At 53.5% G+C, this 18,252-nt stretch carries 18 protein-coding genes; 4 read left to right on the forward strand and 14 right to left on the reverse strand.

Annotation, left to right across the window (positions count from 1 at the left end; genetic code table 11):
* On the forward strand, positions 1–203 hold a 203-nt coding region (locus tag L1065_RS14820), incomplete at its 5' end, for a hypothetical protein (RefSeq protein WP_237096288.1).
* 244 nt (positions 204–447) lie between these two features.
* Here the strand turns inward: L1065_RS14820 and L1065_RS14825 are convergent.
* From L1065_RS14825 to L1065_RS14865, 9 genes are all read right to left on the reverse strand, one after another.
* Entirely contained in the window at positions 448–1,602 is a 1,155-nt protein-coding gene (locus L1065_RS14825; protein WP_237096289.1) for an SAVED domain-containing protein, read from the reverse strand.
* Positions 1,602–2,204: a Mov34/MPN/PAD-1 family protein gene (locus L1065_RS14830; protein ID WP_370641200.1), complete on the reverse strand. Its 603-nt coding sequence runs from the start codon at positions 2,202–2,204 to the stop codon at positions 1,602–1,604. The genes L1065_RS14825 and L1065_RS14830 overlap by 1 nt, the downstream gene beginning before the upstream one ends.
* A complete protein-coding gene (locus tag L1065_RS14835) occupies positions 2,116–3,834 on the reverse strand; it encodes a ThiF family adenylyltransferase (protein WP_237096291.1) in 1,719 nt (572 codons plus the stop codon). Before L1065_RS14835 ends, L1065_RS14830 begins: the two co-directional genes overlap by 89 nt.
* Positions 3,834–5,069: a nucleotidyltransferase gene (locus tag L1065_RS14840; protein WP_237096292.1), complete on the reverse strand. Its 1,236-nt coding sequence runs from the start codon at positions 5,067–5,069 to the stop codon at positions 3,834–3,836. Before L1065_RS14840 ends, L1065_RS14835 begins: the two co-directional genes overlap by 1 nt.
* A 563-nt stretch (positions 5,070–5,632) precedes the next feature.
* Complete coding sequence (locus L1065_RS14845; RefSeq protein ID WP_370641201.1) at positions 5,633–7,045, reverse strand: efflux transporter outer membrane subunit; 1,413 nt, start codon at positions 7,043–7,045, stop codon at positions 5,633–5,635.
* A 3-nt stretch (positions 7,046–7,048) separates the two neighbouring features.
* On the reverse strand, positions 7,049–10,198 hold the full coding sequence (locus L1065_RS14850) for an efflux RND transporter permease subunit (RefSeq protein ID WP_237096294.1): 3,150 nt from the start codon (positions 10,196–10,198) through the stop codon (positions 7,049–7,051).
* The gene (locus tag L1065_RS14855; protein ID WP_237096295.1) at positions 10,195–11,247 is read right to left on the reverse strand and encodes an efflux RND transporter periplasmic adaptor subunit; all 1,053 of its coding nucleotides are present in this window, start codon (positions 11,245–11,247) and stop codon (positions 10,195–10,197) included. Before L1065_RS14855 ends, L1065_RS14850 begins: the two co-directional genes overlap by 4 nt.
* A 150-nt stretch (positions 11,248–11,397) precedes the next feature.
* Positions 11,398–12,150, reverse strand: coding sequence for a histidine phosphatase family protein (locus L1065_RS14860; protein WP_237096296.1), 753 nt, complete (start codon positions 12,148–12,150; stop codon positions 11,398–11,400).
* Positions 12,151–12,211: 61 nt separating this feature from the next.
* Positions 12,212–12,469 carry a hypothetical protein gene (locus L1065_RS14865; RefSeq protein WP_237096297.1) on the reverse strand — a complete coding sequence of 86 codons (258 nt, stop codon included), beginning with the start codon at positions 12,467–12,469 and terminating at the stop codon, positions 12,212–12,214.
* A 319-nt stretch (positions 12,470–12,788) separates the two neighbouring features.
* On the opposite strand from L1065_RS14865, the gene L1065_RS14870 reads away from it, so the two are divergent.
* Genes L1065_RS14870 through L1065_RS14880 form a run of 3 tightly spaced genes read left to right on the forward strand, consistent with a single transcriptional unit; the run spans position 12,789 to position 14,528 of the window.
* Positions 12,789–13,139 (forward strand): hypothetical protein, encoded by a 351-nt coding sequence (locus L1065_RS14870; RefSeq protein ID WP_237096298.1) that lies wholly within the window; start codon positions 12,789–12,791, stop codon positions 13,137–13,139.
* 15 nt (positions 13,140–13,154) lie between these two features.
* Positions 13,155–13,631 (forward strand): hypothetical protein, encoded by a 477-nt coding sequence (locus L1065_RS14875; protein WP_237096299.1) that lies wholly within the window; start codon positions 13,155–13,157, stop codon positions 13,629–13,631.
* A 9-nt stretch (positions 13,632–13,640) separates the two neighbouring features.
* Entirely contained in the window at positions 13,641–14,528 is an 888-nt protein-coding gene (locus L1065_RS14880) for a helix-turn-helix transcriptional regulator (protein ID WP_237096300.1), read from the forward strand.
* 70 nt (positions 14,529–14,598) lie between these two features.
* On the opposite strand, the gene L1065_RS14885 is transcribed toward L1065_RS14880, so the two are convergent.
* The 5 genes from L1065_RS14885 to L1065_RS14905 all read right to left on the reverse strand — a co-directional run bounded on the left by L1065_RS14885 (position 14,599) and on the right by L1065_RS14905 (position 18,252).
* On the reverse strand, positions 14,599–15,243 hold the full coding sequence (locus tag L1065_RS14885; RefSeq protein ID WP_237096301.1) for an NAD(P)-dependent oxidoreductase: 645 nt from the start codon (positions 15,241–15,243) through the stop codon (positions 14,599–14,601).
* The gene (locus L1065_RS14890; RefSeq protein ID WP_237096302.1) at positions 15,240–15,722 is read right to left on the reverse strand and encodes a nuclear transport factor 2 family protein; all 483 of its coding nucleotides are present in this window, start codon (positions 15,720–15,722) and stop codon (positions 15,240–15,242) included. The genes L1065_RS14885 and L1065_RS14890 overlap by 4 nt, the downstream gene beginning before the upstream one ends.
* 74 nt (positions 15,723–15,796) lie before the next feature.
* Complete coding sequence (locus tag L1065_RS14895) at positions 15,797–16,321, reverse strand: nuclear transport factor 2 family protein (protein ID WP_237096303.1); 525 nt, start codon at positions 16,319–16,321, stop codon at positions 15,797–15,799.
* Between the two features lie 110 nt (positions 16,322–16,431).
* Positions 16,432–17,028 carry an NAD(P)H:quinone oxidoreductase gene (wrbA, locus tag L1065_RS14900; protein ID WP_237096304.1) on the reverse strand — a complete coding sequence of 199 codons (597 nt, stop codon included), beginning with the start codon at positions 17,026–17,028 and terminating at the stop codon, positions 16,432–16,434.
* Positions 17,029–17,055: 27 nt separating this feature from the next.
* Positions 17,056–18,252 carry an MFS transporter gene (locus L1065_RS14905; RefSeq protein ID WP_237096305.1) on the reverse strand — a complete coding sequence of 399 codons (1,197 nt, stop codon included), beginning with the start codon at positions 18,250–18,252 and terminating at the stop codon, positions 17,056–17,058.

Here is an 18,252-nt window from a genome sequence, read left to right on the forward strand (position 1 = left end):
TGCTGCCATGCCGCCTTGCACCCCGCGCGATCAAGCTGACCTATCGCCTCAAAGCGAGCGTCGCTGGAACCACTCCTCAATCGTTCCAAATTACCGATTTGCAAAATACCCTCCTGTCGCAAAAAGCGGGACGCCCCGCCCTACTGCGACAAGCCCGCTCTGCAGGCGGGCTCGGGTTTAGGTATCTCCAGTACGCTCAATGAGCCGCCCATAGTCCAGTCTGAAAGTGGGCTTGAACAGGCGTTAAAGGGGTGTCGAACAGAGGTTGAAGAGGAAGTTTAGACGAGTAATTTGGGCGGGAAGCAGACTTTCGCTGCAACCGTGAGTATCGCACTAGTTTCTGAATAAGCGGACGTTCAATACGTCAACGCGAGCGGTAAATGCTGCAACCGGTTGATTGCGTAAGGTAATGCTTAGGATGTTCAGCAATGACCGTAGTGTTCTCTGTCATTTGAGTTTCGAAGAGGATGGGTTGAATGACAGTCTGCGTGTGAAGCCTTTCCCGCGAACTTGATCAAAAATTTCAATACCAGGGTGTACTTTTGGCTGCCAAACCCTGCCAAATTCGATGGCACACGAAACAGGGACAGCGGGAAATATGGATAGTGTGACATCCATCCCGTGCGCGTTCTTGATCTCATCAAGCGTCGCTCGGACGATGGATCTGTATCGGCTTAGATCGCTTTTGTGGCGGATCACGCCATGAGCTTGTGGATCACTGGAAATATCCCAAATCGATACATCGTCACCAAGTACATCTGTAACGCGATCATCTGTTATGTGCGATGTCACCGAAAGCTTTAGCGCCACATTTTTCGAGCCCTCTCGACCTTTAGCGCGCGAGAAATTCACTTCGGGCCCGTCTTCAGGCCATTTCCATTGAGCAGGTTCACGATGGCGTTCGTACACATCAACATCCGAAATGTCGGAGACAAGACGACCAAGTTCCATCAGGAGCGGGATCGGGGCAAGGCCAAAAATCGAAAGATGGCGGATGTCACCGCTCTCAAATCTACCTCTCACATTCTGTGAGACGCCATGCCTTAGAGTTTCAGGTTGCACGTTCCAGTAAGATTCTTCGCTGTCCTGGAAGTGCATACCGCGCACCTTAATCTCAATTGATCTCCTTTCGGCAGGCGTCCGATCCGGCATGATCGCAAAAACGCAGTCGTCAAACGGTACAGCCGTTTCGTTGGGACCAATCGGAGCGGAGAACTGTAGAATATGGGAACGGCTGTCTGGACCCGAGGATAAAGCCAGATCGACCCACTCCTCATGCTCCCTTTTCCACTGCAGCAACAGCGCCTCTGGGAAATCCTGCCAGGTCCTTTTGCCATCGATTATGCGATGATGGACATCGCACATGAGCATTATGTTTGATGCATCATCCGATAACTGGTGCGACCGCGTGGGGTGCCCTCTCGGGCCTTTCGGCGAAGAAGCGACGACATGGGCCAGATAAGCAGCATTGATTTCCGCCTTTCCAGCAATCAGATCATGGTCGAGGGTTTTTTGGCAATTTTTGAATTGGCATCGACCAGCAGCGCGCGCCCAAACCAGCAGTTTTGTGACTTCTCTTAGTTGCTTCCCTCTGTTCGACATTAGCTCTGCCTCCCATTTTTTGTGTTCACATCCAACCCAAAAAGAACCGGTGCCTGGCGATCGTGGTCAATTATCAACTGTCCTTGTTCAGGTGGTAGACCACGTTGGAAAGTCGTGAGTGTGGCCTGGAGCACCGCCGCACCCAACAGGCGAACAATGAGCAATGTCGCAAACGAAGGCCCACTTTCCTCAACCATCTTCGTCATTGCGGCTAAGTCAATTTCACTGGGTGCTGGCGGGAAAGTCGGATGCGAATGCCATTCACCTAAATAGTCCACTCGTCCACTTCTGTCCGCATTCGCAGCTAAAATGCCATCAAGTTGAGCGCCATGTGTGGTAGGAAGACTAGCAAAGCGATTGTACGTTCCAACGGCTAGGTCAACTGTGAAACCGACCAGTTCGAACTTTCCGGGCGCAAGCTGTTCTGCAGCCAACCAACCGCCGATCTCTCGGAGACCACCTGTTTCCAGGCACTCTCGCATAGCACTCCATTGTGCGGGAGGAATTGTCAGACTAAGGGGCATAATTGACCCCCAGCTGGTCCAAGACCTTCTCTGAAGGGAGACCATTGTCGCCATCCTCCCCTTCGCCCCAACCAGCATTTGAGCTATAGACAACGGGATGCGTGTCGAACGGATGCTCAAAGATCCATCCTTTCCGAAGGCCGACGAAGTAAGCAGGCTCGGGATGGATCCTCATTTCTTGAGGCGAGAGCACATCCAGCGCATGGCGAACCAATCTACTTCCGATCGCTCCCACGTCGCCATCGGAGGCGACTAGTGGCTGTTCATGGCCCTCCACTTGAAGGCCATAATTGCGCTGTTGTCCTTCCGGCGGCGCTTCGCCTTTGGCATCACACCAAGCCTGTAGTTGAGAAGCGGCAACCAAAGGAGCCGGGTCCTCGTTCGGAACGCTGCGTGCAACCAGCCCGCCAATTCCGCCAGCGTAGACGCGTGCCCAAACCAGCGGCTTTCTCTTCTGCGTACAGATTGCTGCTGCCATACGAAATACGCCGCTATCAGCCGTTGTGTCGATAACGAGATCACAAGAACTGACGATCTCGCCAAGCTTGGCAATGTTTTGAACAGTTGACTGTGATGTTAGGCTCATACCAAGCGCGGAGACTCGGACATTTGGGTTTATGCGAAGCAGCCTGTGCTGGAGCGACATTGCTTTATGATGTCCGACATCCAGCTCGTCCAATTCATTTCGAACCAAGTTGTCGGTCCAAAGGACATCGTTGTCGAGCAGCATGAATTGCCCGACACCTTCGCGCGCCAGGCTTGCGGCAACCTTTGATCCGAGAGATCCAGCTCCAACGATACAAACACTGGATTTTCTGAACGTCTGTCCATGAACTCTCCGTTCCTTTGCTAAGGGAGGAGCGAACGTATGAAACAGGTCGATCTTCCGCTCATTATCCGTATACCAAACACGGAACAAAACCTCTTGTCTGCCGTTCGAAAGTACGACCAGCAAACTCTCATGTCTGTTGATCCATGCTCGCAACCAATGAGGCAAAAGAAAAAAGAGTTGCTCCTCGACGTCATGCGCAGTGAGATCGGGAATCTTCTGAATGCCTGGCAAGCGGTAAAGGACCCCTCGAACCCACTTGCCTCCAACCCCTGGGCCATCGGCTGGAACTCGCAATCCCTGATCATGCCCAACGGAGGCGACGCGTGCTACCTGCGTTTCCATTGTTCCCAACCTGTGCTCTAAAGTTAGGCGAAGTTCGGTTGCGCGCCCAGCCAACCGAACCCTTAGTAGGTCTGCGGTCTTTGGTGGGAGCATGAATCGTAATGGATATGCTGCAAGCACCGTCGGCAGATCGGTTGGATGAGCACTCACAACATCAGATATGGCGTCGTTGGCGGGCGTGGCGTCGATGAGCGCTTTGGCACTTCGAACCACATCTGTACTCTTACAATCCGGATGCCAATTGTCGGATCTGTATTGGAGGCAAAGCTCGCCACCCGCTCCATATTGGTGCTGCGAAAGCGTAATGGTGTCATCTGCCGGAACCACAAAAGGTGGCAAATCTGGAAAAAGTACCGGGAAGACCATGCGCAAAGGAATTCGCCTGCCCTTTGTCAACAATGTGAATGACCAACAGACTAGGCCGTTTCTATCTTGGCCAAAACTACCATCCTGGAGCCAATCTGAAAGCCTTTCTAGCTCCGAAAGCTCTTCACACTCTCGAACTAGCCGCTCTTCATTCTGGACGAAGCTCATCAACCAAAGCCCTTAGGCTCCGTTGGTCTGCGTTCTTCTTCTCCAAACACAAGGCCAGGGCCGGAGGCACCACCCGCGACAGCTGGTGCGGCTGTTGCCGCACGCGATCCAGCTGACGACGCGACTCTTGATTGGGTTGCTTCCGTCAATGGTTTCCCGAGGCTAAGCGCAAGCTCATTCAAGACGATACCTGCATCAGAGAACTTTTGCACCGCGCCGAAATCTTGCCGAGCTGCTTCTAGCCACTTGAAGAAAGCCGTCCGCCGCTCTGGATACATTTCCCAGCGATCAGCGAAGTTTTCAGAAGGGTCGGTCGGGTTCGGGATCCAAGATATGCTACCTCGCTGCTCTATAGCGAGATGCATGTCGCGAAGAATCTTCGCTATTGCATCTGACACTCTGTTTTCACCGGAGTACGCGTGGCTGGACAGCGTCGTTAAGATGATGCTTATAACCTTCAAATCCGGGTTCTTCTCAGCGAACCATTCGTCTCGATGCCGCTTGAGGATCATAATCGAGGACTGGAGAGGCGTCCGGACCCGAAAAACAGGCACATCCTCCACACTGGCGGTCACTTTGCCTTGCGCATCCAAGAACGCACGACGTCTTTCATTCAGTTGTTCGATTTGTCTCGATTTGAACCAGGAAGCAAAGCCACGTGGGTTACTTCGAGGCCAGTCGTCTGTGATGACGTTGTATGTGGCTGTCTCGTCGGAATCGGTGATGGCAATTTCCCCTTCAGCCAGGGCTTCGTCGGCCATGTATGAAGACAAAAGCAAACGCATTTTTGCTTCGTTCGGCACAGCGGGCAGCACGTCCATGTGAAACTGCGCTCCGTCGGCATAAACCAATGTGCAACACCTGCGGGACTCTCCCACCTCGCTACTAATACCGCGAGTTTTTCGATACGCTTTGAGCTCATCCTTCAGAAGCCTACGCAGATCAGCTTGCGTGATCGACATTTTGTTCAAGGAACGGAATGCAACGACGATGTCCAGATCATAGTCCTCGTTTGAAGAGGCGGGCTTAATTGGGGTCCCCAAGGCAAAGGAACCTTGAACATAGACGTCTGGATCGAACTCACGCACCTTGGACTCGTCGCGGTGTAGGAATTCACCAAGATCCTTGTAACGACTTTCGGCCTGATCAAAGCGATCTTGTGGTACTGCCAGCTCCTCTGCCAGTTTCTCAATCGCTGTGTTGTACCCGTACCCAATGTCCGACTGCCTATTCATCAATACTCCTTAATCTTTAGTTGTTCAACTTTATGTGATGATGCCGCGGCACATTTACAATCTCTCAAGGGACTAAATTTTCAGCTTACGACATAGCCGCAGCGAATGTCAGAAAATTGCCGAAGGCGAGATATGTGGCAGTCATGAAATCGAGCATCCGCAGCGAAAGGCAGCAATGCGGATTGCGATCGCAGCAATCGACTAGCACGCTAAAGGTCTCCCAAGGGCCGTTCTGCAAGCGCCGTTGATAACTTGCCTGCGAACTTGCTGCGCTCGATCAAATGAAAGTGAAGAGCCCATTTCGACAGATGCCGCGCGGTGCACAAATGGCCGCTATTCGACCTGCGATCGAAATTAATGAATGGCTGGGTCACAACCCTATTGGAAGCCTTGGAACGCGGCTTACTGCTTTTAAAACCCATAACGACCCGCACAGGTGCAAGTGATCGAAACGGACATAGACAAAAGCTCCTCGTAAATAATGCTGCCATGCATGTACCCTGTCTAAGCCCCAAAGTAGCACTTGACCAAATAGACAAAATGCTCCGAACTTAGTATTCGCTTTAAGGCACAATAGAACCGCCCCCACCAAACGCGCGGTACACCAATATCAATGCTCTTGCTTCGCTAGCTTGCGATACGACAGTTTCGTCTTCGGCTGTTAAAAGTGAACGTTCCGCATCAAGAACCGTCAGCAAAGGCTCCGACCCGCTTTCGAACTGAATACGTGCTAACTCGGTCGCGCGCCGAGATGCATCTACACTTTTCTGCAGCAAGAAAAGCCTTTCCTTTTCTCTAACGAAAGCAGCAAGAGCCGTATCAGCTTCACTTAGAGCGGTTATGATGGTTTGTTGGTAGCGCGCCAAATCGGCATCTGCCGCCGCCTTGGCTTGTGCAACGCGTTGATGAATCGCATTTCGGTCAAACAGCGCCAGCGACACAGAGGGTCCAAGACCAAAAAATGAAGCGCCAGAGGACGACAAATCAGATGGACGTCCCGAAGAGGCACCTACTCGACCCGAAAGCTGGATTGATGGAAACAAATCAGCCGTGTTAACACCGATCTCCGCAGTGGCTTCTCTAAGCGCACTTTCGGCTGCGCGAATGTCAGGCCTTTGCCGCAAAAGGTTTTGTGCAGAATTCACGGTGACGACTTGCGGCAACCGAGGCAAAGCCCCACGCGGCGCAAGCTCTTGGTCCAAAGTGCCTGGATTGCGTCCAATCAGTGTTGTCAAACGATTGAGAGCCGCCCGTTCCGCGGCGCGAAACGTGGGCAGTGTTGCTTGCGTGCTTAGTAAGGCGGCGCGTACACGAACCGTGTCTATTTCGGTGCCTCTACCTGCATCAACCAAAGCCGAGGTTATGCGCACTGTTTCACGCTGATTTTCCAAATTCCGCATCGCGACAGCGCGACGTTGTTGAGCTTCCCGCAGATCCACATAAGCAAGAGCGATATCCGCTGCGACCAAGCGCAATATGTCAGCGCGCAAGGCAACGGCAACCTGTTCATTCGCGCGCCGCGCCTCGAGTTGACGCGCCACACGCCCAAAAAGATCCAACTCCCAGGTCAGGGTTGCGGAAACATTTGTTGGGCCGGCCGTGCTATTGCGCGAACCCGCTCCGGTGGGTGTGGCAATGCGGCTTCGTTCCGTGCTGGCATCCAGTATGGCGGACGGCCCCTGCGCGGCTTTTGTTTCGCCTAAAAGTGCCCGCGCAGCCCGCAGGTTAGCATCTGCAATCCGTAGATCAGCGTTTGTTTCAAAGGCAAGGTTTACCAATTTGCCAAGATGGGGGTCGCGCACTTCCGACCACCATGAGGGAACAGACTGCTTTGCGGTTTTCACCGATGGTCCTTTCGCCGAAGGTAAAGTCGTTTGTGCATCTACGCCCGTGGACGGCGCAACGAAATTGGGCCCAACTTGTGAACAGGCAGCCACAGCGCACACTGTAAGCAATAAAAAAGGTTTCATTGGCATGGTTCAAACTCCAGTTGGTTGCGGTGCGCTTCGATTGAACCAGCCGCTGACGGTGCGACACGCAACATAAAAAACGGGAGTGAGCAGAAGGCCAAAGCCTGTAACACCAATCATCCCCGCAAAAACGGCAGTCCCAAGGGCCTGACGCGCTTCAAAACCTGCACCCGAGGCGATGACCAACGGGATAACGCCCAAGATGAAAGCCAACGAAGTCATCAAAATAGGGCGCAGGCGCAGCCGCGCTGCCTCTACGGCGGCTTCTATACGGTTCGTTCCCGTCATTTCGGCTTTGCGGGCAAATTCTACGATCAGGATTGCGTTCTTAGCGGCCAACGCGATGAGAACGATCAAGCCTATTTGCGTAAGGATACTGTTATCAAGTCCGCGGATGTTTACCCCTACCATCGCAGCCAACAGACACATCGGCACGATCAGGATCACCGCGAACGGCAGCACCCAACTTTCATAGAGCGCCGCGAGCACCAAGAAAACAAAGACTACAGCAAGCGCAAATACGATCCCACTTGTGTTGCCTGCGTTGCGTTCTTGAAACGATAAGCCCGTCCATTCGATTTCATAGCCCTCCGCAAGGACTTGATCGGCTAGTGCTTCGATTGCGTTGAGCGCGTCCGTGCTAGAAACACCTGGTGCCGCATCGCCTTGCACTTCGGCTGCGGTGAACAGATTGTATCGAGGCACGCGGTTCGGCCCCGTCGTGTAGTCAAATTCAGCCACGCTTCCCATAGGGACCATGGCACCCGTTTCTGAACGAACCCGGTAGTTTGCAATATCGCGCAAGTCATCACGCCACGCGGCATCGGCTTGGGCTGTCACTTGGAAATTTCGTCCGAGAAACGTGAAATCGTTGACATAAGCCGACCCAAGATAAATCTCGAGCATCTCATTCACTGCCGAGGGGCGGACATTCAAGATTTCAGCCTTTTCACGATCAATGTCAGCAAAGATGCGAGGCGTGCCAGCATTGAAAAGCGAAAACGCGCTGGCGATGGCAGGGTCTTGATTGAGAGCCCCAGCAAAGGCGCCGAGTTGTGCCTCCAGCGCAGGAATTCCGCGACCCTGACGGTCTTGTAAGTAAAGTGTCCATCCGCCTGAATTGCCGAGACCGTCTACGGGCGGGGGCTGTAACAGAAACACCATGGCTTCATCTACAGCGGCGACTTGTCCCTGAAGATCGTTGATGATCGAACCGATCGTGTGGCCTTGTGCAATGCGCTCTTCAAACGGTTCGAGCGATACAAAAATCGCGGCCCCATTTGTGGTCGCCGTAAAAGTTGCGCCGTCAAATCCTGCAAAACCTGTCGTCGCGCGGACACCGGGATGTTCGAGAGCGATTTCGGTGATCTCTTCCAATGCTGCTTGTGTTCTAGGCAAAGCCGAGCCAGGGGGGAGCTGCAAGGCGGCAATAAAATAACCTTTGTCCTGTGCAGGGATAAAGCCCGTTGGAGTGCGCATGAATACCACAACCGTCAGAGCAATCAGGCCCACATAAATCAAGAGGACAAGAGGGCTGATACGAATTAAGAGGCGGGTCAGTGCCGCATAGCCATTTGAGATGCGATCAAACACAGCATTGAACCCATTCGAAAAGGCCGAGGTCAGCCACCCGACCCCTTTTGGGTTTTGAACAGGTCTGCGCATAAGCACCCCCGACAAGGCAGGCGATAAAGTGAGCGAAACAAAAACAGAAATCGTAGTGGCAGACACAATGGTTAGAGCAAACTGGCTATAGAAAGCGCCGGTGACCCCTGTGACGAAAGCCGCAGGAACAAACACCGCGCCAAGGACCAAGCCGATAGCGACCAACGCGCTGCCAACCTCATCCATGGTACGCCTTGCCGCTTCTTTGGGGCTTAGACCTTCGCGCAGAAAGCGTTCTACATTCTCGACAACAACGATTGCGTCATCCACCACGATGCCAATAGCCAAGACCAAACCGAAGAGGGTTAGCGTATTCAGCGAAAAGCCAAGTACATATAGCAAAGCGAAGGTGCCAATCAACGAAATCGGTATGGATAAAACGGGGATTATTGAGGCGCGCCATGATTGCAAAAACAGGACAATGACCAAAATCACCAACAAAACGGCCTCAATGATGGTTTCATAAACCGCGTCGATAGAAGCTGCGATAAATTCTGTTGGATTGTAGACAATATTGTATTCCAGTCCTTCGGGAAAGCTTGCGGACAACGCCTCAATCTCGGCAATCACCGCCTCAGTCGTGGCAAGAGCGTTCGATCCTGGCTGCTGAAAAATTGCCACAGGAATTGACGTTGTGGTGTTTTGATAGCCCGCAATAGAGAAACTCTGTGCGCCAAGTTCTACGCGTCCAATGTCGGAAACCCGCGTGATGCGTCCGTCCTCGCCGCGCCTGACGACAATATTTTCAAATTCTTCGGGGGCAGTTAGCCTCCCTGCCGTTTGAACGCTAAATTGAAAAGCGGACGGGGTGTCCAGTGGAAGCTGGCCAATCGTGCCCGAAGCCACCTGCGCATTATTTTCGGCCAAAGCAGCAACCACATCACCTGGCGTCATACCGCGGGCGGCGACGCGATCTGGGTCCAGCCATACACGCATCGAAAAGGCACGTTCTGCAAAGACCTGAGCGTTACCAACCCCTTCGATGCGGGCCAGTCGGTCAACCACTTGGGTACGCGCATAGTTCGACAAATAAAGCTGATCGCGCGACTCATCTGGTGAGATGATATTGACGATTGTAAGAATGGTGTTGGAGGATTTCTCGACCGTCACACCCAGTCGGCGCACGGGCTCTGGCAGGCCTGGCTCGGCGCGTGTAACCCTGTTTTGCACCTGCACTGATGCCGCATCGATATCTATGCCTGGCTCAAAACTAATCGTAATGGCCATTGCCCCATCACCCGTGGACTGCGAAAGCATGTAGATCATACCATCGACGCCGTTGATCTCTTGCTCCAGCGGGGCTGCGACAGTTTCGGCAACCGTCTCTGCCGAAGCACCAGGATAGAATGCGTTCACAGTGATCGTGGGCGGCGTAATTTCAGGATACTCGGATACGGGTAGGGTGAAATAGCTGATGATCCCCGTGACAAGTATGATGATTGATAAAACCGTTGCAAAAACAGGGCGGTCTACAAACAGGCGAGAAGGGCTCATTGCGCGGCCTCTGCCTGTGGTACGGCAAGTGTCACTTCGGTGGGTACAACTGCACCCCCTGGCTGCACCATCATGAGGCTGCTGAGGACCACCAAATCATCGGACTCAATTCCACTGCGTATCACCCGCATGCCGTCAACAAGCTGCCCTACGACGACAGAACTGGCAGTCACTGTATCATCATCGTTCAAAGTATAGACGATACGGCCCGCTTGATCGCTCAGCACAACTTCGTCAGGCACAAGCATAGCGTCATAGGGACCAAACCGGGGCACTCGCGTGTCTGCAAACAATCCAGGGGCAAAAATGCCATCAGCATTTGCGACACTCGCACGAATGCGAATTGTGCCCGACGCTGGGTCCAATCGATTGTCAACAAAGTTGATCTCGCCCGCGTGGGGCCACCCGTCTTCGTCTGACAAACGGACATTGACTTGTGCGGGGGCAGACCGAGAAGACCGCGCCTCGCCTGCCAAATCGAGACGTACATAGGCCAGATAGTCGGCTTCTGATGCGTCAAACACGACTTCAACTGGATCAATCGAAACCAGCTTCGCCAGTAAAGTCCCCGAAGTAGAGCCGCCATCTATAAGCGCACCAACATCGACATTCGAAGCTCCAATACGTCCTGTAAAAGGCGCGCGTATTATTGTGTCATCAAGCTCTATCTCTGCGCGCGCCACGCTTGCAGCAGCCCCCTCTAAAACCGCTTCGGCAATCGCTAGTTCGGCGCGTGCTTGGTCCAATTCCTCACGAGAAACCGCCTGTCTATTCGCCAGTGTTCGGACACGCTCAAAAGTTGTCTGCGCCAGTGCCAACGATTGTTCGGCTTGGCCTTCCTGCGCCATCAGCTGAGCAACGTCCGCCCGTGCACGACGATCATCAAGTACATATAGTATCTGATCCTCGACCACAGTGTCACCTTCCCGGAAGCGAATTTCCTGAAGTGTGCCCGAGACTTTCGCACGGATCTCTACATCATTCACAGCTTCGATCCGTGACGTGTAAATATCATAGTCGGTAAGCGGCATAACCACGGGTTTCGCCACATCTACTTCAGGTGGTTGCCCCCAACCTTGGGAAAAGGCAGGGGGCGCTAATGCCGCCGCACAAGTTAGGGAGATGAAAGCGCTAACAAGCAGCCAAGGAGAGCGGGGGGAGGACATGCAAGGAGCCTTTCAAATGCGGGCGACAATTATTCAATCGACGGAAAAATGACCTACGTCTGGACGTGCATCACGCAAACGAACGTAGCCTAAAACACGGCTAGAAAGTGTTGGATCAATAACGAGGGCCTCGCCTTCGTAGACGTTAAATTCCGTGAGTTCAGCGATGTTGGTAAAGTGCGAAATGATCAGTAAGGGGCCCTCGGTATCATCGTCACCGCGCCACTGTGACACCATCTCTCGCAAGCGACTGACGTTAGGCGCCCCTCGCAGAGAAAGAAGTAAATTCACGCTAGGATCTGTGATGACCGTAACGTTTTTCGCATATTCAGGGTCAACCAAAGCGAACCCGTCTATGATCGCGTCAATCGTTTGCTGATTGCGACACCATTCGCTTACGATAATGCGAGACGGTCTGAGATTATTGCCAGCATACAAAATTCCGAGTTCTTGCATGCCTTTGATGCCTTCAGCACTGAGCAATCGTTGGTTGGCGCAATCCGTGGGGGCTACATCTCGCACATCCCTTCGGGACCAGTCCGTCGGGCCGTGCCGCATTAAAAAGACGACATCGTTCCGAAAAAGGTCTTCGGCCATCTGCCAAGGCTCAAACTGAAGCGTATTTCTTGTTGGTTCGGAAATCGGCGCAGCATCAGCTATTTCGACCGACATCTGCCCCATATGAGCAGTCACCTGAGACATACTGCCAGTCATGGTCTGCGCTAAAGCTCCGTGTCCGAAAAAAAGCGCCGCACCTGCTAGGAAGGGAAGCGGTTTAAGATTCATGTGAAATGCCTTGCCAAAAATGAAAAACGGGCGCCCTTGTGGGCACCCGTAAAAGCCAGATTTAAGAGCCGTCGACGATAACTTCGATGGCGCTCCGGATGTTTCGGCTGCCATCTTCTTCAACGACATTGATAATTTGTACGATTTGCGCCAAGTCGAGAGACGTTGGGTCCGCATCGATATTATACTGATCAAGAATGCCAGCTACATTCGTTTCAAGCATAGACAAACCAGCGGTCATGCCAGCTGTGTCAAATGCTTGTGCAGTTGCGAAAGTTGGTGCTGCGACAAGGGCAGCGGCGAAAAGGATAGAACGCATTGTGAAACTCCTACTGTTGCGTGGTCAGTAGGTAGCCACTAATGATTTCGATAATTTCACAAAGCGCCTATTCCATTGTATATTCCGCGTTTATTCGGCGTTTTCTTTGCCCATGGGACATAAAATGACCCAATCAGCGCATAATCGTGTTATATTTTGCATGTTGGCCTAGTGGGATTTTATAAAATTACTTTTGGTGCTGAGCAGACAGCAGGCATGCGAATAGCAAACTGATACGCGTTTTTGTTAAAAACTAGTTGAATTGTGAAAGACGAAGCGCGTGCCACACGACCATATGGAAGGCCAGAAAGGCAGTGCTATGGCCGTTAATCATGAGGATACGCTTGATGAAGATATCGCATCTGCATTTGTGGTGGCTTGTTCGCTATATTTTCGGCTCGCAATTCTTGAGCCACCTGACGAGCCGTTACCTCTTTTGGGTTGGCAAGCGGCATTGCATGATACGGCACGTAACTTGGCGGCCCTATCAGACAGTAAAGGACCGATGTTATTAGAAATGGCAACTATCAATCGCGCCGCGCGGGACCTTGTGACCGCTTTGAAAGACTTATCGCAAATTGCGGCGGATTTAGAGCACACAAAACTGCGCGCGGAATTAAACAGTTATGCCGAACACCTCGAGGCCCAAATTGACCGTTCAAACTTGTGAGATACCTTATTCGCTATGACCTACGTCGTTCACAATACCCAACAGCCGCACCCTGAGACTCGTATTCCGAGCTTGCCGCAGGAAGTTGATCTAGATGAGCTTCGTCTGATCCTACTTCCACCAGGCAGATGCGATTTTCAGGTTGAATTCGAGCATCACACCTTTGATGTCAACTTGGGCCACAACACGCATGAAATTGCTGTTTGCTCAGATAAACGTCAGGTGCAAAAAATCGAGGCGGAAACGTTTGCCTTTTTCCTCGCAGGTACATCGCTACAACTCCGTGTAGACAACCCCCTCCCTGGATGCCTGTTGGAAGTCCGTGACGATACGATGCGTCGATGGATGGAAAAGGACAACATCGTTGCCTCGCAAGAGGCTTTTGACACTAAATACCGCTCGGATCGAGTGGCGGCTGATCTTGGTCGCGCAGGTATCCGCCATTTAATGCGTGCCACGCACTCCACGACACCTGCGGCGATGCGAGAGTGAGGACAGCCCATGCTTGATAAACACGCCATTAAATCTCATCGCCCAACACCACGTGTCATAACCATGCCGCATGAATTGGTAGCAGGGGATATCAGGTTGATCTTGCTGCCGCCCGGACGCTGTGAACTTCATGTGAAACTGGAAGTGAACATGTTCGACGTGAACCTAAACACTGTGCGTCACAAAATGGCCGTGAACTCTGATCAGATGAAAGTAGAGGACGTCCCAGCCGAAACACTTCAGTTTGGTCCGTCTGGAACAGAATACCGCGTGGCTGTCGATAACCAACTGCCAGGATGCATCCTCGAAATGGGCGATGCCACCATGGCCGATTGGATTGAGCGGCAAGACCGCGACCTCAAACTCGGTGAACATATCCCGCAGTATCACCGGGACCGCACCGCAGCCGATCTGGGCCGCGCTGCGATCCGCTACACGATGCAGGCCAGTGGTGCAGGCACATCCGTTGACCAACTCACCGTCGAAGCCCTGGCGCTTGGCATCGCGGCGCGCGGTATGGCTCAGCTGTCATCCCCAGACGGCAACATCAATGCGGAAATCAACCGTTGGGCCCGCAAAGGCCGCCAAGCAGAGATTGAGCGTGCTATTGACCTACTGGAAGCCCGTCTCACAGATTCGACCCTGAAGATAGATGAATTGGCGAGCGCAGCCTGCCTGTCGTCATCACAATTCTCATCAATCTTCAAATCCATGGTCGGTGAGACGCCTTACAGCTTTATCCTACGCCGCCGCGCAGAGTTTGCCCGTGACCTGATCATCGGCACGCGAACCCCGCTGGCCCATATCGCCCATGACGCGGGCTTTTCCAGCCAAGCCCATATGACCGTCGTCATCCGCCGCGTGTTCGGCACGACACCTGCGGCGATGAGAGATTAGTCCAATCGCCTAATCCATCTGCGCGTGAAAGCGTGAAATGCTTGCGTTTACCAAACAACATCAGGCTTACCTAGTTGGATATGACAACTGCCTGACCATCATGGCTTTTGTCGGTTGTCTTTTTGGCAAGGTAGGCGGCAACGCTTGCTCGCGCGACAGAACTCGGTTCAGGCTGTCCCGCAAAACTGATGATCTCTCGAAGATCGTCCCTCCGATCATTATCTGTCAGCTCAGATGGCCGAACGATCACCCACTCAGGTAGTCCACTTTGGCGTACGACGTCCTCCTGCGCGGTGCGATCTTTCATGATACGGCCAAGCAGGATGGGTTTGATGAGATTGCGAAACGGCCAACTGCCATGGCCTGAACTATCGCCGGCACCGATTGAGGTCATAGCGACCAAGCGTGGCACACCAGCGGCTTTCATAGCATCTACCACATTGCGCGTCCCCGTTTCACAAACGTTGGTGCCCCGAAAAATGGTTTCACGGTTCAAGGGTGCGCCAAAAGTCAAAATAACTGCATCATGACCTGGTATGGCCCGCGCCAAATCTGTGGCCGAGGTGACATCGCCCTTCTCGATGGTAAGGCCTTCGAACGGCTCAATACGGTCCACGCTGCGGCCGAACGCGGTAACTTCGTGGCCAGCCTCTGCGACTGCTTTCAGCGTGAGCCGCCCGATATTGCCGGTCGCACCGACGACAAGAACTTTCATGTCAAAACCTTTCGTTGATACGCCGTGCCAGTAAGCGGCGCAGTATCTAGGTACAGAACCTTGTAATTGCGCTTGGCGAATTTCCAGCCGCTCCCGACGCGCACAAGCTCGTCCTCGTAGACGGCCAGGTTATAGTTAGCGGTGCCTTCCTTGGCCCGCGCGATCTCGTTCACGAAGGACCGCGATGTTGCCTCGTCGCCTTCGATCTCGATAACATGGGCCGACGGCATCTGGATGAAAAACTCCCAGGCATTGCAGAGCAGGCCCAGAAACGCGCTTTCAATCTCATGGTGGCCCAAGAATTGCTTGTCGATCGGTGGCCCGATTTGCCACAGCGCGTCTTGGGTCCATAGGTCGAGGAAAGCAGGGGCATCAACTCGATTGGCGGCATCCGCGAAGCGGCTGGTCATCTCGTGGATGTAATTGCGATCTTCGATTTGTTGAATTCGGTCTTCGAGAGAGGTCGGCAGTTGGGGCATGGTCCTGTCCATCTATATTGGTGCTTGACGCATCAGGCATCCCTGACAGATGCGTCAAGCGTTTCAAACAGAGATTACTGTTGCTGCATCTGTTCCTGAATGTAGCGTTCCGTTGCGGGGTCCAGGGTCGAGGCATGACGCACAACCATCCATTCACCGTCGATGCGGCGCATTGTGTCGACATTGATCGCGGAGCCCACGTATTCCAGGCCAGCTTCGCGCTCGAAGACGATCAGATAGGTGGTGACTACAGCATCATCGCCTTCGCCGCTGATCACGAAGTTCCCGGCGACATGGCGCTTGTTGATGATGAACGGACGCACCTGATCAAGGGCTGCCGCGACCTGCGCGGGTCCGATCGCATCACCGAAACCTGACTCAAACACACCGTCCTCGGCGAAAAAGCTGGCGTAAAGGTCATAGTCTGCCGCATCGAGCGCATGGTTGAGGCGTGCAATCACCTGCCGAATGGCTAGGTCATCTTCTGCCGAAAGGTTGTGTTCGGCGGAGATGTAATCAGTGTCCTGCGCCGTTGAGGACATACTCATCGGCAAGAGCATCATTGTGGCTGCGAAGATCGTTGAGAGAAGCGTTTTCATTGTGGATTCCTTGTCTTTGCAAAGGGAGGTGAGGACTTGATTGTGTGCGAAATACGGCCATACTCGTTTTTTGGGATGATCGTGTTTCTATTCAGATTTCCGGCGTGGGCTCAGGCAGCCAGTTTGGCGGCGAGGGTCGCCACATGTCGGCCTTGATCGGTGGCCAGTTTCAGCTCGATAACAGACGGTGTGCGCGAGCCGTCGGCGCCTGCGATGGTCGACGCGCCATAGGGCGAGCCACCGCGCACTTCGCTCAGGTCGTAAAGCTCGGGGCTGGAATATGGCAGGCCCGCAATGACCATCCCGTGATGGGCAAGGGTAGGCCAGAAGCTGGTGATCGTTGTCTCGTTGCCATCGCCGACGGCGGATGATGTGAACACTGATCCGACCTTCCCGATCAATTTGCCTTGTGCCCAAAGCCCACCCGTCTGGTCAAGGAAGTTGCGCATTTGCGAGGCCATGTTGCCAAAGCGGGTGGGTGCGCCGAAGACGATGGCGTCGTAGTCGGCAAGCTCAGACGGGTCGGCGAAGGGAGCCTCTTGATCCACTTTGAAATGTGCGGACTTGGCCACCTCTTCTGGGACAAGTTCAGGGACGCGTTTGAGGCTGACATCTGCGCCGGTGTCTGCCGCGCCTTTGGCAATGGCCTGCGCCATAGTTTCGATATGTCCATAGGACGAGTAGTAGAGAACGAGGACCTTGGTCATCAGATTATTCCTTATTTAGTGTATTGATTACGGTGTTGAAGTTTGCTGCCTGCGCATGCCGATCATCAGAAGGGCAAGGCTGGCCAGCAAAAGTGCTGCGGCGAAGAAGCCAAAAACGATAGCGAGCGGAAACATCGTCGTCAAAGCCCCGGCCAAAAGCGGTGCCGCAAACTGCCCCGCAAAGACCAGCGTTGTCAGGATGCCGGAGGCGCGACCACGTGCTGTTGCAGCGACTTCCACCATCAACCAGCTTTGCTGATTTGGCATGGTCATTCCGAGCCCAAGACCCGCCGTCAAGGTTCCAGCGATGATCTGGCTTAGGCCATTGGCCGAGGCAATCAATCCATATCCTACCGCCATCAGCATGTAGCTGATCGCAAATATCGCCTGCGGGGAAAAGCGTCCGCGCAATCTGGGGAATGCCAAGGCCGATAAAATGCTGGTTGCTGTGACGGCCGCGATTGCGAGTCCCGCAGCCGAGGGTGCATCAATCCCAATCTCCACCATCAGAAACGGCAGGCGTGTTGGGATGATGTAAAACATCGTCATTGTGAAGAAGGCCAAGCTCCCAATCCGCACGATGATCGCCCAGTCCAATTGCGATTTGTCTGCGAGTGTTTCTCCTCCTGACGCCGCTGCTCTTCTTGGAAGGCTCATCGCAACTACGATAGCGACAGGCAGGGCAAGCAGATAGATCGCGAAGGGACCACGCCACGACACTTCAGCCAGCCAGCCGCCAAGCAGCAGGAAGGCAATGCCCCCCGCTGAAATTGCGGCCGCCTGCCGTCCCATGAATTGGACCCGTGCTTGCCCGGTCCAATACTCGGCCGCAAGAAGTGTGGCGATGGTCATTGTCCCTGCGACGCCCACACCAAGCAACGCGCGCCCGATCAAAAGCTCGGTCATGGTTGTGGCAAAAAGGCCTGAAGCACCTCCAATCGCGTAAAGCGTCATGGCAAAGATTAAGAGCCACTTGCGTTCGATCTTATCGGACAGTGCGCCAAACAGAGCCGCCGTCAGTATGATTGCAAGCGATGGGAGGCTGAGGACCAGCCCAGACAGCGTTTCGATATTCGGAACATCCTCAAACGCTTGTGCAAGGCCCGGCAATGAAGGGGCAATCGTTGCATTCGCCATAATCGTGAGGCTGGACACGGCGAGGACAAGAAAGGTGATGGCAAGGCTTGGTGCCTTGCCATCATCAGGAATTGATTGCTGCGACAT

Origin of the sequence: Nereida sp. MMG025 (assembly GCF_021654165.1) — a bacterium.
Lineage (GTDB): Bacteria > Pseudomonadota > Alphaproteobacteria > Rhodobacterales > Rhodobacteraceae > Nereida.

Bases quoted from the DNA above. Each gene is read 5' to 3' on its own strand.
- L1065_RS14870 (WP_237096298.1), top strand. From the start codon at position 12,789: ATGGCCGTTAATCATGAGGATACGCTTGATGAAGATATCGCATCTGCA.
- L1065_RS14885 (WP_237096301.1), bottom strand. From the start codon at position 15,243: ATGAAAGTTCTTGTCGTCGGTGCGACCGGCAATATCGGGCGGCTCACG.
- L1065_RS14840 (WP_237096292.1), bottom strand. From the start codon at position 5,069: ATGAATAGGCAGTCGGACATTGGGTACGGGTACAACACAGCGATTGAG.
- wrbA (WP_237096304.1), bottom strand. From the start codon at position 17,028: ATGACCAAGGTCCTCGTTCTCTACTACTCGTCCTATGGACATATCGAA.
- L1065_RS14830 (WP_370641200.1), bottom strand. From the start codon at position 2,204: ATGCTGGTTGGGGCGAAGGGGAGGATGGCGACAATGGTCTCCCTTCAG.
- L1065_RS14845 (WP_370641201.1), bottom strand. From the start codon at position 7,045: ATGCCAATGAAACCTTTTTTATTGCTTACAGTGTGCGCTGTGGCTGCC.
- L1065_RS14905 (WP_237096305.1), bottom strand. From the start codon at position 18,252: ATGTCGCAGCAATCAATTCCTGATGATGGCAAGGCACCAAGCCTTGCC.
- L1065_RS14850 (WP_237096294.1), bottom strand. From the start codon at position 10,198: ATGAGCCCTTCTCGCCTGTTTGTAGACCGCCCTGTTTTTGCAACGGTT.
- L1065_RS14865 (WP_237096297.1), bottom strand. From the start codon at position 12,469: ATGCGTTCTATCCTTTTCGCCGCTGCCCTTGTCGCAGCACCAACTTTC.
- L1065_RS14860 (WP_237096296.1), bottom strand. From the start codon at position 12,150: ATGAATCTTAAACCGCTTCCCTTCCTAGCAGGTGCGGCGCTTTTTTTC.
- L1065_RS14825 (WP_237096289.1), bottom strand. From the start codon at position 1,602: ATGTCGAACAGAGGGAAGCAACTAAGAGAAGTCACAAAACTGCTGGTT.
- L1065_RS14875 (WP_237096299.1), top strand. From the start codon at position 13,155: ATGACCTACGTCGTTCACAATACCCAACAGCCGCACCCTGAGACTCGT.
- L1065_RS14895 (WP_237096303.1), bottom strand. From the start codon at position 16,321: ATGAAAACGCTTCTCTCAACGATCTTCGCAGCCACAATGATGCTCTTG.
- L1065_RS14835 (WP_237096291.1), bottom strand. From the start codon at position 3,834: ATGAGCTTCGTCCAGAATGAAGAGCGGCTAGTTCGAGAGTGTGAAGAG.
- L1065_RS14890 (WP_237096302.1), bottom strand. From the start codon at position 15,722: ATGCCCCAACTGCCGACCTCTCTCGAAGACCGAATTCAACAAATCGAA.
- L1065_RS14880 (WP_237096300.1), top strand. From the start codon at position 13,641: ATGCTTGATAAACACGCCATTAAATCTCATCGCCCAACACCACGTGTC.